The organism is Glaciecola punicea ACAM 611, assembly GCF_000252165.1.
GTDB lineage: Bacteria > Pseudomonadota > Gammaproteobacteria > Enterobacterales > Alteromonadaceae > Glaciecola > Glaciecola punicea.
This window is the reverse complement of the sequence record NZ_BAET01000004.1, coordinates 44,824-59,658: the sequence shown is the minus strand read 5'-3', so window position 1 is coordinate 59,658 and position 14,835 is coordinate 44,824. Positions and strand designations below refer to the sequence as shown.

10 protein-coding genes are annotated in these 14,835 nt (G+C 42.2%); 2 read left to right on the top strand and 8 right to left on the bottom strand.

The genetic code is table 11. From position 1 onward, the window contains the following. Nucleotides 1-324: 324 nt before the first annotated feature. Nucleotides 325-1,338, top strand: coding sequence for a phospholipase A (locus GPUN_RS01235; RefSeq protein WP_006002633.1), 1,014 nt, complete (start codon nt 325-327; stop codon nt 1,336-1,338). Between the two features lie 399 nt (nt 1,339-1,737). Here the strand turns inward: GPUN_RS01235 and hsdR are convergent, their stop codons facing one another. The 7 genes from hsdR to guaB form a co-directional block, all read right to left on the bottom strand. Next, nucleotides 1,738-4,068, bottom strand: coding sequence for an EcoAI/FtnUII family type I restriction enzme subunit R (gene hsdR / locus GPUN_RS01230; protein ID WP_006002631.1), 2,331 nt, complete (start codon nt 4,066-4,068; stop codon nt 1,738-1,740). Then, complete coding sequence (locus tag GPUN_RS13565; protein WP_006002628.1) at nt 4,065-5,189, bottom strand: restriction endonuclease subunit S; 1,125 nt, start codon at nt 5,187-5,189, stop codon at nt 4,065-4,067. Before GPUN_RS13565 ends, hsdR begins: the two co-directional genes overlap by 4 nt. Then, entirely contained in the window at nt 5,189-6,643 is a 1,455-nt protein-coding gene (locus tag GPUN_RS01220; RefSeq protein WP_006002626.1) for a type I restriction-modification system subunit M, read from the bottom strand. The genes GPUN_RS13565 and GPUN_RS01220 overlap by 1 nt, the downstream gene beginning before the upstream one ends. 89 nt (nt 6,644-6,732) lie before the next feature. After that, nucleotides 6,733-7,473 carry a hypothetical protein gene (locus tag GPUN_RS01215; protein ID WP_040519945.1) on the bottom strand — a complete coding sequence of 247 codons (741 nt, stop codon included), beginning with the start codon at nt 7,471-7,473 and terminating at the stop codon, nt 6,733-6,735. A gap of 242 nt (nt 7,474-7,715) precedes the next feature. Beyond that, nucleotides 7,716-8,150, bottom strand: a complete 435-nt coding sequence (locus tag GPUN_RS01210; RefSeq protein ID WP_006002621.1) for a hypothetical protein — start codon at nt 8,148-8,150, stop codon at nt 7,716-7,718. A gap of 251 nt (nt 8,151-8,401) precedes the next feature. Next, nucleotides 8,402-9,979 (bottom strand): glutamine-hydrolyzing GMP synthase, encoded by a 1,578-nt coding sequence (guaA, locus tag GPUN_RS01205; protein ID WP_006002620.1) that lies wholly within the window; start codon nt 9,977-9,979, stop codon nt 8,402-8,404. 117 nt (nt 9,980-10,096) lie between these two features. Further along, the gene (gene guaB / locus GPUN_RS01200; protein WP_006002617.1) at nt 10,097-11,566 is read right to left on the bottom strand and encodes an IMP dehydrogenase; all 1,470 of its coding nucleotides are present in this window, start codon (nt 11,564-11,566) and stop codon (nt 10,097-10,099) included. A gap of 151 nt (nt 11,567-11,717) precedes the next feature. Here guaB and xseA point away from each other — a divergent pair, with 151 nt between their 5' ends. Further along, nucleotides 11,718-13,226: an exodeoxyribonuclease VII large subunit gene (xseA, locus tag GPUN_RS01195; RefSeq protein ID WP_006002615.1), complete on the top strand. Its 1,509-nt coding sequence runs from the start codon at nt 11,718-11,720 to the stop codon at nt 13,224-13,226. A 69-nt stretch (nt 13,227-13,295) separates the two neighbouring features. Here the strand turns inward: xseA and der are convergent, their stop codons facing one another. Beyond that, nucleotides 13,296-14,741, bottom strand: coding sequence for a ribosome biogenesis GTPase Der (gene der / locus GPUN_RS01190; RefSeq protein WP_006002613.1), 1,446 nt, complete (start codon nt 14,739-14,741; stop codon nt 13,296-13,298). Nucleotides 14,742-14,835 lie beyond the last annotated feature (94 nt).

The window sequence follows — 14,835 nt, the reverse complement described above, 5'->3', positions numbered from 1 at the left end:
TTGTTTGCTCTTGAAGGGTGGCATTGATGGTTATACTGGACACACCTTCTTTTATCATCGCAATCTGGAATTCCCTTAATTACTCTGCGGTGGTACTTACGGGCGAGTGCTTAAAGTCGGCAGACAGGCGTTTAACGGCTCTTATGTATTGCACCTACGTTTTGGCTTTAAATTTACGCATGTTCATATCTTCAATCATACGCTTGCACATAGCATAAGGCTTTTACATTTTACGATATTGTTTGGTATTTTTTGTTGTATAGTTCTGTATATCTTATCGTTTAACCTGCAATTATACTCACATTGCAATACAAGGACTTTACCTTGAAAAAGCCATTCGCTCGCACATTTATAGCCTTCTTTTTATTCATTTATCAGTGGCCGATGGCAGTGGCAAGTAACGAAATGGTTGTTTTACCCGCCATAACAATTTTTGCTACAATAGCGCCAAAAAACGCTGCACAAATGACGCAAGAAAAAGTTGATACACAATCTACAGAGCTTAAAAGTGTAAAAGGTAGTGCACCGGTAAAAACATTGCTAAGTGAAAAATTCGAGAATGAGCGTGAAGCTAATCTAAACTCTTTCTCACTTGTTCAGCATAATCCAAACTACCTTTTGCCGATAAGCTATTCTCCCAACTCAAATCCCATATCGTTTGATGGCATAGACGACGAGCAAATTGGCCGCTTTGAAGCCAAATACCAAATAAGTGTAAAAACCCCGCTGTGGCTGCACCAAGACAATGCTTCAGGCGTATATTTTGGTTTTACTGCGGTATCCTTTTGGCAAGTATACAATGATGAGGCCTCTAAGCCTTTTCGAGAAACAAATTATCAACCTGAGGTATTCTACCAATTTAATACTGACACATCCCTTGCCGGTTACAAATTCAATTTGTTTCGAATAGGCTTAAATCATATGTCAAATGGTCAGTCTAGCTTAAAGTCACGCAGCTGGAATCGTATTATCGCAACAGCGCTGTTTAGCGATGAAAATACAGCATACTACTTACGCACGTGGGTAAGACTGCCTGAAGATGCTAAAACATCGCCGCTTGATCCCCAAGGCGACGACAATCCTGACATTAATGACTACTATGGAAGAGTGGAATTAGGCTTCGGCTATCGTTTGGGTGAATTAGACATTGCTACTAGCATTAGAAATAACCTGTCTTTAGAGGATAATCGCAGCGGCGTTGAAGTAAACATTACTTACCCCTTCAACCAACGCTACGATTTACTTTTGCAGTTATTTAGTGGCTATGGAGACTCTCTTATTGACTACAATCGTCACAAACAGCGGGTGAGCATTGGTGTACAGATACGATTTTTATAGTGCGTCAAAGACCTTTTTCTATTCCCACTCAATAGTCGCACCATTAATATACCCTTTAAGAACAATAACTTAGACCGGTCAAAACCATCTTTACAACATATTTGCAACATACTTGGTCCACTTCTGTGCGCCTCACTATCCATAATATCATTGTGATAACAATAGCTTATAATTTCTACTGTTGTAAACTTTGCAACTGCTAATGCACCACCCCACTCAATAGTTTCTGGCTTACAAAACCCTATAGATAAAGGGCTATAAGCACAAAAATAAAAGTGTGCAACTGTCGTCTAACTCTTACACCCTCTTTTGGTGCTTAACATCAACTACTAGCCTCTGTTTTATCAGTAACTTAGGTATTTGCGAGTTACAAACACTGCAACCTTACTACCCAAACCTTCATGCAACATAACCTTTGTATAATTCAGCTTGAAACTCTATAAACGTCTTCTGTATGTCAACCACAGTACCTAGCTCCTCTTGTGCTGCGTGTATGCTTCCATACTTCGCTGCAAGCACCGTACTTAGCTTTCCTACGTCTAACTCATCCACTCCCCCATTGACGTAGTTACGCAGTACATAAGCCACAAACTCTCGCTGTGGCTCATTCAATAGGTTGTAGATATTGTCTTTGCTCGTTTCTACACGTGCGGCACGACTGACGGTAGGCTTTGCATATGCAATGTACTCAAGCACATCAAACAAGTCACTATTCTCTGCGTTGATAAGTTCTTGTAGCTTAAGTAAGTCGTCTTTATGGCAGCCCTCTTTCTCAAGCTTCTCAAGTAAGTCTCTGCGCGTAAGTGGGTTTGACCAAAGCTTGCGCAGCTGCTCTTCACTACCCAAAAGCTCTGGTAGTTTAAGTGTGTCAAACAACCTCTTCAAAAACTCTTCTGCGCTTATTGGTTTGCCGTCTACATAGAAATAAGTACTGCTCATGCTTTGCAGTTCACGTACCTTTCCATCAGAAAGCCTTATTCTGAGTTTTGGTACCATTGGATTATCATCTGGCTCCTTTGGTTCGCTAGGTTCTTTTGGCTCACTAGGCGTTTTAGGTGTGCTTACCTCTGGCTCAATTGGCTCACCATCCCATTCAGCATCGTTAAACATATGGTAAGCATTTACGAAATCAACAATGGTAAAGAAGTGCTTGCCTTCAAATAGACGAGTGCCACGTCCAATAATCTGTTTGAATTCAATCATGCTATTGATGGGACGAAGCAAAACAATATTACGCACGTTGCGTGCATCAACACCAGTGGTGAGCTTTTGGCTTGTTGTTAATATAGTGGGCAGTAGCTTTTCGTTGTCTTGAAATTGACGTAGGTAAGTATCGCCAATAGCGCCATCATTAGCTGTGACTCGTACACAGTAATCAATACTTTTTGATGTGGCTTCTTGGTTAATCAAATCGCGCACCAAAGCTGCATGGGCTTGGTTCGCGCAGAAGACAATTGTTTTCTCGTTCTGATTGATTGCAGCAAGCATATCTATAACGCGCTTTCGTTCACGCTGCTCAATAAAAATACTCTTGTTAAAGTCGGACTCTTTGTATACGTGTCCTTCCCTTACTTCGCCCTCAATGATTTCATCATCAGAAGTGTAGACATATTCATCAATCGTTGTCTGTATACGCTTTACTTTGAAGGGAGTAAGAAATCCATCTTGTATGCCTTCCTTTAAGCTATAGATGAAAACGGGTTCACCGAAATAATCGTAAGTATCAGCATTGTCAGTTCTTTTAGGTGTAGCTGTTAATCCTATATGCACTGCGCCAGAGAAGTGGTTAAGTATTTCTCGCCAAGTGCTCTCGTCATTAGCGCCACCTCTGTGACACTCATCAATAATCACTAAATCAAAAAAGTCCTTCTCGTACTCACCAAAGTAGTGCTTATCATCAGCACCACTCATAAAGGTTTGAAAGATGGTAAAGAAAACGCTACCGTTTTTGGGTACTTCACCACGCTTAGCTATATCACTTGTGCTGATGCGTACAAGCGCAGCATCATCAAACGAACTAAAGTCTAAGTAGGCTTGGTTAGCGAGTATATTTCTGTCTGCAAGAAATAATATACGTGGTTGTCGCTTGCCATCTTTTTGCTGTGTCCATCTACTCTTAAACAGCTTCCAAGCAATTTGGAAAGCGATAAATGTTTTGCCAGTGCCAGTGGCAAGTGTAAGCAGTACGCGTTGTGCGTCATTGGCTATAGCAGTCACAGCACGATTAACAGCAAGCTCTTGATAGTAGCGTGCTTCCTTCATGCCATTCATGTTTTCAAACGGCACTGCGTTAAATCGTTCTAACCACTCATTAGGTTCACCAAAAGTGCGCTGCCAAAGTTCTTGAGGTGACGGAAATGCAGTTATCTCGCCTTCGTTCTCAACAGTACTTGCATCTTCAATAGAGTGGTTAATTTCGTAGATGCGTTTACCATTTGCGGCAAAGCTCGTTTGCAGTCTTAACTTCTGAGCATAGAGTTTGGCTTGTGCAATACCTTCTCCAACTTCTAGTTCATCACTTTTAGCCTCTACTACTGCAAGCTTGATATTCTTATACTCAAGCACATAGTCTGCTTTCAGCATTCCAGTTCGAATGCCGCTAGCACGAATTTCGCCAGCGTTAATACTGTACTCACGTCGCACACGCACTTGAGCTTCTACGTTAGTTCTCCAACCAACTGCTTCAAGTTGCTTATCGATAAGCTCTGCGCGTGTGTCTGCTTCGTTCATGCTGCCTCACCTTTTAGTTCTTGCGCAAGGATTGCTGATTTAAGAGAACTTAGCTGTCTTGCTTTTCCATTGTATGCTGTATGTAATTCTTCAGAGAGTTTCAGTAGTTTTTCAAGTTTCACCAGAATTTTATCTTGTGCAATAATAGGTGGGAGTGGAATTTCTAAACTTCTAATCATCCCTATCTTTAGGAATTTAGTTCCAGCACCAACAGACATTTTCTTAAATTTGGAAAGCGCATTTATAAGCTGGAAATAGAGATAACGAGAGCGCAAGGAGTTAGAGTCCACCACAGTCAAAACATAAGTCCGCTGATAAGCGTTAAATTTACCTTCATAGTGTTTCACATTAAAGTCGCCAGAGGCATTATTCCCAGCAAGTAGTACTGCATCGCATTCAAAAGCAAACTTGTCTATTGAATAAATTTCACGCGAACAGGTAAAAAAAGGAAATTCACCATTTTCAACCATTGCATTTGAATCAAGCTTTCCAGTCTTAATGTTGATAAGTTTTTCTAGCGGAAGATTGTCAGTTTCAACATTTGAAAGATACTGACTGAATATTTCATTTGCTTTTATTATGTTGCAAGCGTTGGCAAAAATAGCGCTATCAATCTCCGCAAACGCTGCATCTAGCTTGGCAACGATTCGTTGTTGTTCCTCAAAATCTGTTGGGAAACTGACTGAAAATTCTTCTTTCAATTTTGTTTTTGAAAGCTCTGTCTGTCCACTGGTTCCCTGTCCCGCAGCTTTAATCTCATCTTCAATGAAGATTGCAGCGAATCCAAAATAGTCCAAGTAAAAAAACTCTGGTTTAGGGCGAACTATTGTTACATGGCTATCCACCGTCGTTAGCTCATCTGGCTCATCACGTACTTGAGCTACCCTTCCTAAGGTGCCATGCCCAGTTGAATTTATAAGCACATCACCCTTTTGGATAAAACGTTCTGGCTTCACGCTTTTTTTGGAAATGTCGTGTCGCCTCGCCAAACTATAGTCAATCGTATGATTTCTGATGCATTTTTGGTTTAGTACTCTTACTCCACCAGCTTCCAAATACTTTGGAGAAATGCCTCTACTGATTAACAAACAAGCATCTTCTAGAACAAGCATATTCCACATCACAGCAACTCCTTTATTGCCTGTAATGCTTCTGCCGCTTGCGCGTCTAGCTCTTCAATCTCTGCGATGATTTCTAACGGTGTACGCTCGTCAACTTCTTCAACGCGATTAGGATTGTTTACAGTTAAGTCATACGTTTTTGTATTCACGCTATCTATATCTATGAGCCAACTCTTCTCGCTTAGCTCTTGCGTCTTTGCCATATCCACAAACTCAGCTAAGTCACGTTCATTTAGCGGGTTCGTTTTACCCATGTTTCTTCCAACATCTAGTTGGTAGTACCACACTTTCTCTGTTGGTTTACCTTTTTCAAAGAAGAGCACAACTGTCTTAACACCAGTACCTATAAACGCACCACCTGGTAAATCAAGTACTGCGAACAGATTGCATTCTTCAAGTAGCTGCTTGCGTAGTGCAACACTTGCGTTGTCAGTGTTGCTTAAGAATGTATTTTTGATTACAACACCACAGCGTCCACCAACCTTCAGCATCTTTATAAAATGCTGTAGAAATAAGTAAGCTGTTTCTGATGTCTTAATAGGAAAGTTTTGCTGTATCTCTGCTCGCTCTTTTCCACCAAAAGGTGGGTTTGCAACAACAACATCAACTCTGTCTTTTTGCTGTATGTCTGTGATGTTCTCAGCAAGGGTATTGGTATGAAGGATATTTGGCGCTTCAATGCCGTGCAGAATCATATTCATCGTACCTATGACATAAGCAAGCGACTTCTTTTCCTTTCCAAAGAATGTACTGTTTTGCAGTGTTTCGTACTCAGCAGCACTTAGCTCTTTGCTGCCTCTCATATGTGCGTATGCTTCACACAAGAATCCAGCACTACCTACAGCGCCATCGTATACAGTTTCACCTATTTGTGGATTGATGACTTTGACAATGCTTTTGATAAGGGGGCGTGGAGTGTAGTACTCACCACCATTTCGTCCAGCATTACCCATGTTCTTAATCTTGTCTTCGTACAAGCTGCTCAACTCATGCTTGTCGTCATTGCTTAAGAACTTTAACTCATCAACCTTATTCACTACTTCACGTAAAGCGTATCCACTTTGCAGCTTGTTACGTAGCTCACTAAATATCTCACCAATCTTGTAGTTAATGGTACGAGGGTTATCAGCTGAGAGTTTGAAATTTGAAAGGTAGGGGAAAAGCTTTAGATTCACAAAATCACGTAAGTCATCACCAGTGAGAGCTGCATTGTAGTCTGCACTTCCATCAACCTTCTTTGGTGCTGCCCACTCATTCCAACGAAACTCACCATCTATAATGCGAGTGAACTTTTCACCATTAAGTATTGCTGCTTGCTCTTTTTCAGATTCAAAGTCATCTAAGTACTTTAGAAACAGCACCCAACTCGTCTGCTCAATGTAATCTAGCTCACTGCTACAGCCAGCATCTTTCCATAACGTATCGTCAATATTCTTAAATGCTGCTTCATACATGCTGTCCATTCCTGTTTAAAATTTTTATTGCACTGCCGTCTATTCGTACTCAATTTGTAGTATTCCCTAACTTATAAATATTACAAGCGTTAATGCCCTACTCCAAACATACCACTCTCAACTGCTTTGATGTTTGCTTCAGCCTTTTTGATCAATCTGTATGCTCCAACATTACACTTATTCTTTAGATCAGCATCTTTAAGTACTTTCTGTGCGTCTTCAAATATAAACACAGCACCTATCTCTACATTAGTTTTGCCTTCTAGTCTCATGTCGTATGCCTTGAGACACTTCTCTAAACTATTAACATCTACTTTTAGATTAGATGGATGATATCGTGCTGTTACTTCTGTGGGATTAAGAACTAATTGCTTCAATAACTTTGCGAGTCGCCTTTCAATTGTTGATCTTGTGACATTTGTAGGAAGAATGATTACTTTAACTTCTCCACTTTCAATCTGATCTTTGCTTTCAAGTAACTCATCATTTGTAGCAAAGCCTTCTACTGTATGTCCTTTAATACCAAACAACCTTTCTCCTCTTAGCTGATCATTTTTATCTTTTTCTGTCCACCATTCCCAAAAACCTAACTCACCTGTGTACTGATCTGAGTGAAGATTGCCAAAGTCCTTGTACAACTTAGTCATACCTTTGCCATTGTTCTCACAAGCAAGTTTGTATTTGTCAGATCGCTTCAAATACTCAAACCACAAGTAATAAAAGCTCTTATTGACATCTACGCCCTTGTACTTTTTGTCTTTTTTATTGCGTCTTTCTACAGCTCCCGCTCTAGGAGATAAAGGTGCTGGCTTTGGAAAGTAGTGTGCCATATAACAAGTATTCAATATGAGTATAGTCGTAAATGTTACCACAATTGATAGTCGATATAATTGATATATGTTCGCAATTAAGCAGACATTGTTAATTTGCACTTAAAACTGAACCACGATTTGCATCTAAAACTGATCCACCCAAGTAGCCTTATATGACCATAATCATGTTTTAATTTCTAGCCTTTTTCTCCTTTGATTTTTTAGTTGATTCTTTAAAGCGGAAGCTGTCATTGCCGGTTTCAATTATGTGACGCATTAACATAGCCTTTCAAATGCTTCATCTGCGAAACGATACATCCGTATCTTTGCTTAGTTATGATTCTAGTCTCAATATCTCTTCGTCTATGCTCTAAGTATTTTTCTATCGCTGAGTGTATTGATATTGAAAAGATCGTTTTATTTTCTTGTCGTTTAACAAGAATTCCAGCGTATTCAATCTTTGCTTTTTCTATTGCTGAATCTTTAGATTTTGTTCTTAAACTCTTTGTAAAGTACTTTTGATTCTCAGCAATATACATTCTCATGTGCCAATTATCGCCAGACTGTTTAGTCTGAAAGATAGTGACTTCACCCTCAATGAGTTTTACCTGATTGAATCTAAACCCACGAGTATCTTCTATTATTTGAGATTTGTTCTCTTTTCTAAAGTCTATTCTCACTACGTTGCTCTTCATTTGTATCCACCTTTTAAGTTATAGATACCATTTTACTAACATCTATAGTGGATAACATTTACATGCATACAAAGAGATTATACTTGTTACTTAGGTAAGGACAATGAGTGAATACTATTACGAAACAGAGTGAACGTATTAGTTTACAAGTATTCTTGCAAGCGCAACGAAGGAATGCGTGTTTCAGAAGAGTTTACAAGTACTTTACAAGTGGTAAGATAGCGTAGGTATGCGTGTTTCAGCGCTGTCTATCACTCCCATTCTATGGTCGCAGGAGGCTTACCTGAAATATCGTAAACAACTCTGGAAATGCCATCAACTTCATTAATAATACGATTAGATACAAGGCCCAAAAACTCATACGGTAAATGCGCCCAACGCGCAGTCATAAAATCAATTGTTTCAACGGCTCTTAAAGATACGACCCAGTCATACTTGCGCATGTCTCCCATAACGCCTACCGACTTGACCGGCAGAAATACCGTAAAGGCTTGGCTTACCTCGTGATAAAGGTTATGACGATGTAGTTCTTCAATAAAAATGGCGTCGGCTTTACGCAGTAAATCACAATATTCTTTTTTAATTTCACCCAGTACTCTTACCCCTAAACCCGGTCCAGGAAAAGGATGGCGGTAAAGCATGTCGTAAGGCAGCCCTAGTTCAAGGCCTATTTTGCGCACTTCATCTTTAAATAATTCACGTAAAGGCTCTACTAAGCCCATTTTCATATCGGCGGGCAGACCGCCTACATTATGATGTGATTTGATAACGTGTGCTTTACCTGTTTTAGAGCCTGCCGACTCAATTACATCGGGGTAAATGGTGCCTTGAGCAAGCCATTTCGCATTGGCTAACTTGCTTGACTCTTCATCAAATACATACACAAACTGATTGCCGATGATTTTGCGTTTTTTCTCTGGGTCGGTTTCGCCAGCCAGTGCGTCCAAAAATCTCTGCTGCGCCTCAATCTTGATGATATTTAAGCCAAAGTGATCGCCAAACCTATCCATTACTTGCTGACCTTCGTGCAAGCGAAGTAAGCCGTTGTCAACAAACACGCAGGTTAGTTGAGCACCAATAGCTTGGTGCAACAGCATCGCCGTAACAGAAGAGTCAACGCCGCCTGATAGGCCAAGAATAACTTCGTCATCACCCACCTGTTGTTTTATCCGTGCTACCGCATCTTCAATGATTGAAGCGGGTGTCCATAATTTTTCACAGCCGCAAATGGCCATAACAAACTGCTGCAGAATACGTGAGCCTTGTTTAGTATGCGTGACCTCGGGATGAAACTGCACGCCATAAAATCTCTTCTTTACGTTTACCATGCCAGCGTGCGGGCAGTTAGGCGTTTGTGCGATAGTTTCAAAGCCAGGCGGCACTTCTATAACCTTGTCACCATGACTCATCCACACGTCTAATAGTGCATTTCCCTGCGCGTTTATGCCATCTTCAATTTTATCAAACAAATGTGAAGGCTTCGGCAGTTCCACTTGCGCATAGCCAAACTCGCGCATATCAGAACCTTGCACTTTGCCGCCTAACTGATGCGCCATTGTTTGCATGCCGTAGCAAATACCTAAGACCGGTACACCTGCATTAAAAACATACTGCGGCGCGCGCGGGGAATTTCCCGCGCTTACCGACTCAGGACCACCCGACAAAATAATACCATCTGGTGCAAATTCTCTAATGTACTTTTCATTTACGTCCCAGGCCCAAAGTTCGCAGTAGACGCCTATCTCACGTACGCGCCGGGCGATGAGTTGAGTGTACTGGGACCCAAAATCAAGGATAAGAATTTTCTGACTATGAATATTAATCGACATTAAATGTCCTAAAAAGTAGACTACGTTTACAGGGACATACACATAATGGCAAGAGTATTCTCTGCCCACATGTATACTCCCCGCATAAAAACAAAAAGGGTATTCCCGAAATATGCCCTATCCTAAGCGATAGTTTGGTGCTTCTTTGGTAATGCTGACGTCGTGGACGTGTGACTCACCCATTCCTGCGGCAGTCACTTTTACAAACTTCGGCTTGGTGCGAAGCTCATCAATTGTCGCGCAGCCCGTTAAGCCCATCGCTGATCGCAAACCACCTAACTGCTGATGGATAATGGTAGAAATAGGACCTTTATAAGCCACTCGTCCTTCAATGCCTTCGGGGACTAATTTTTCAGCGCTGCTGCTAGTTTGAAAATATCGGTCTGAAGATCCATGGCTTTGGTTCATTGCGGCTAATGAACCCATGCCGCGATATGACTTGTAATAGCGGCCTTGATAAAGCTCCACTTCACCGGGAGCTTCTTCGGTGCCAGCCAGCATGCTGCCGACCATCACCGAGCTTGCGCCAGCAGCTAAGGCTTTTGCGATATCACCAGAAAAACGAATGCCGCCGTCAGCAATAACCGGAATGCCTAACTTATCAACGGCAGAAACAGCATCGCTTATAGCGGTTATTTGCGGTACGCCGCAGCCAGTAACTATACGAGTGGTGCAAATAGAGCCGGGGCCTATACCTACTTTAACAGCATCTACACCAGCCTTTGCTAATGCTAAAGCGCCCTCGGCGGTAGCCACATTGCCGGCAATAATTTGTAAATTGGGATATTGTTCGCGCACTTGCTTAACACGATCAATCACGCCTTGGGAATGGCCATGCGAGGTGTCAATTAAAAGTACGTCCACGCCTGCTTCAACCAGCAGTTTAATACGCTCTTCTGTGCCTGGCCCTACGCTTACCGCAGCGCCAACGCGTAATCTACCTTGCGCATCTTTGCAGGCGTTTGGTTTACTCTTAGCTTTTTGAAAATCTTTAACGGTAATTAAACCGGCTAGTTTAAAGCTCTCGTCAACCACCAATATTTTTTCAATACGGTATTGATGCATCAGCTCCATGACCTTGTCGGGGCTAACCTCAGCGGTCACCGTGACTAAGTTTTCTTTACTCGTCATGACTTTACTGACCGGCTCTTCAAGACGGTTTTCAAAACGCAAATCACGGCTGGTGACAATGCCTATTAAATTATTTTCGCCGTCTACCACAGGAAAACCAGAGTATCCTAGCTGCTTACTCATGGCGATTGTGGCGCCAATGGTGTCGCTTGCGCTCACCGTAACCGGGTCGAGCACCACACCACTTTCATATTTTTTGACGCGCAAAACATGATCGGCTTGCGCCTCGGGAGTCATATTCTTATGCACAAAGCCTATACCGCCTTCTTGCGCTAAGGCAATGGCAAGTGATGCTTCGGTAACCGTGTCCATAGCAGCAGACATAAGAGGGACATTTAAACTAATGCCGCGGGTGAGACGTGTTTTAAGGCTTACCATGTGTGGCAAAACTTGGGAGTGACTGGGTACTAAAAGTACGTCGTCAAAAGTATACGCTTCTTTTTCTATTCGTAACATGCAATTTGACCTATATACGAGTGGCTTAATTGCGGTGAGATTGTAGTATTTTTTCATATCTAGGTAAACTACAATTGCGTATTGTTTGAGAAAAATGTTTAATAAAGCCAATCTTTACACGTGAATTGGTCAAAAGGTAATATATTCAATTATGTTTGCAGTGCCCCAAGCCGTCAAAATAATCAGTGTTACCAAACTTAATCGCTTTGCCAAGCAGGTGCTTGAAAGTGAAATTGGACAAGTATGGGTTAGCGGTGAAATATCTAATTTTACGCGCGCTACTTCAGGTCACTGGTACTTCACCTTAAAAGATGACAAAGCGCAAGTACGCACCGCCATGTTCCGCGGGGCTAATCAAGGTGTAAGCTTTACCCCTAAACATGGCGACAAAGTGGTGGTTAAGGCGAATATAAGTTTGTATGAAGCTCGCGGCGACTATCAACTTATTGCCGTGGCCATGGAGCCCGAGGGCGAAGGCTTGCTTAAACAAGCCTTTGAAGCCTTAAAACTAAAACTACAAAGCGAAGGTTTGTTTGCGCATGAAACTAAGCAAACCTTACCGGCTCATATCACTAAAATTGGCATTGTTACATCACAAACAGGCGCCGCCGTTCACGACATTTTGCATGTACTGGGCCGCCGAAACCCCAGCATAGAGGTAATTATTTACCCTAGCATGGTCCAAGGCGACGGCGCGGCGGCCTCTATTGCTAAACAAATTGAGCGCGCTAACATCAGAAATGAAGTCGATGTATTAATCGTCGGCAGAGGCGGCGGTTCACTTGAAGACCTATGGCCATTTAATGAAGAAATAGTCGCGCGCGCTATTTATGCCTCACATTTAGTGGTGGTGTCGGCAGTGGGTCATGAGGTAGATGTAACCATCGCTGATTTTGTTGCTGACATTCGCGCTGCTACACCATCAGCTGCCGCTGAATTACTTAGCACCGACAAACATGTACTAGAAAAGAACCTAAGTGAGCAAAAACGCTCACTTGTTCGGGCGCTCAACGACATGCTGGCGCAAAAAGAGCAGCAAAGAATGTCGCTACAGCAGCGATTGCAGGCGCAACATCCCGTTAAAAAGTTTAATCAAAACAGCCAGCAATTTGATTATTTGTACGCTAGACTATTGCAGCAACATCCTGCAAAAACAATTAAAGAAAAGCTTGAATCGCTTCACTATTTACACCAGCGTCTACAGGCACAGCACCCTCAGTTACGTTTACTTGCGCATAAACAAACACTCACTCGCTCGCATCAGCGATTAACTCAAGCCCTTACCAAACAGATCAATATCGCCAAACAGCAGCAGTCGAGCCAAGCAAAAAACATCTCGTTTTTATCGCCTGTTAATGACATAAAGCGAGCTAAGCAAGCTAGTCAAAAGCGTTTACTCGACTTAAGCAGTACAATGAAAGCATACGTGCTTAGCAAAGAACAACACTTAGGCAAAACAGCAGCATTACTCGATACTGTTAGTCCCTTAGCGACTTTATCGCGCGGATATAGTATGACGCTTAGCGAAAATATATTGCTAAGGTCGGTGAGAGACGTTCAAAAAAATCAGATAATTACTTCACAACTAGCCGATGGCGAAATAGTCTCCACAGTAAATTCAGTTTTGAAAACAGCTTCTCCCGCCCCACAGACGAATTAGTTCACTGCGCTAAAACAGCAAATTTGATAGTCTTTAAGCAGGATCTATAGTCTTATTTACTTCGTTACCTTACCTTTTGTCAGGTGAGGACAGTAGGCGCTTTCGTTTACGCTCTTGCGATACGGTAAGCTTACCTGGTTTGGCGTCAAAAGGATTTGAGCCTTCTCTAAACTCTATCTTTATGGGCGTCCCCATCATTGATAATGAACGCCGATAATAATTAGTTAAAAAACGCTTATAAGCATCCGGCAAATCTTTCACTTGGTTGCCATGTATGACAATTACCGGCGGATTGTAGCCACCCGCATGCGCATACTTCATTTTAACTCGTCTCCCACGCACCAAAGGCGGTTGATGATCGTGCTGTGCCATTTCCATTATATCAGTAAGCATAGACGTATTAATGCGCTTAGTGGCCGACTCGTATGCCTCTTGGACCGATTCGAATAAATGTCCCACTCCCGAGCCGTGTAGGGCTGAAATAAAATGCAAGCGAGCAAAATCAACAAAACCTAAACGGCGATCAAGCTCCTTTTTGACTTGGTCTTTGACGTGGTTGTCTAAACCGTCCCATTTGTTAACGGCAATGACTAAGGAGCGACCGGAGTTTAAAATAAAGCCCAACAGCGATAAGTCTTGTTCGGCAACACCCTCTCGCGCATCAACCACAAGCAAGACCACATTGGCTTCTTCAATCGCTTGGAGAGTTTTAACGATAGAAAATTTCTCAACAACGTCAGACACTTTCTTACGTTTTCTAACACCCGCTGTGTCTATTAAGACATATTCGCGACCATCGCGCTGCATAGGAATGAAAATACTGTCGCGGGTGGTACCGGGCAAATCATAAACAACAACGCGCTCTTCCCCTAAAATTCTATTCGTTAAGGTCGACTTGCCTACGTTAGGCTTACCCACAATAGCCAGTTTAATGGGCTGTGCTTGCAGCTGTTTAAGTTTTTCTTGTGCATCGATTGTTTCTTCTTCGATACTCGGTGGCGCTACATGCATGTCTTTAAATATCTTATCTAACGGCGACAACACCGCTTCTATTAGCTTAGACACACCGCGGCCATGCGCCGCAGCTATTTGTAACAAACTGCCCATGCCTAAAGTGTAAAAATCTGCGCTTTCGCTGTCGCCGTCTAGGCCATCAACCTTGTTAACCACAATATGAACGGGCTTTTCTTGCTTACGCAAATGCTCGCTTATACCAATATCAGTGGGCGTTAGTCCGTCTCTTGCATCAACTAAAAATAGCACAACGTCTGCTTCTTCTATGGCCAATAAAGACTGATGCGCCATGCGCGCGTCTATGCCTTGCTCATTGCCACTAATGCCGCCTGTATCAACCACGATAAACTGGCGCAGCTCAAAGGTAGCGGTGCCGTATTTGCGATCGCGGGTAAGACCAGGAAAATCCGCTACTAACGCGTCTCGAGTATTGGTTAAACGATTAAATAATGTAGACTTTCCAACATTTGGGCGCCCTACTAAGGCTATTACAGGTAACATTTTTTTCTCAAATTAGGTAATAAGTAAAAAAGCGCAAACAAAAACGCCAATGAGAGAACCATTGGCGAAGTTTAAACGCAATAATCAACGGGTG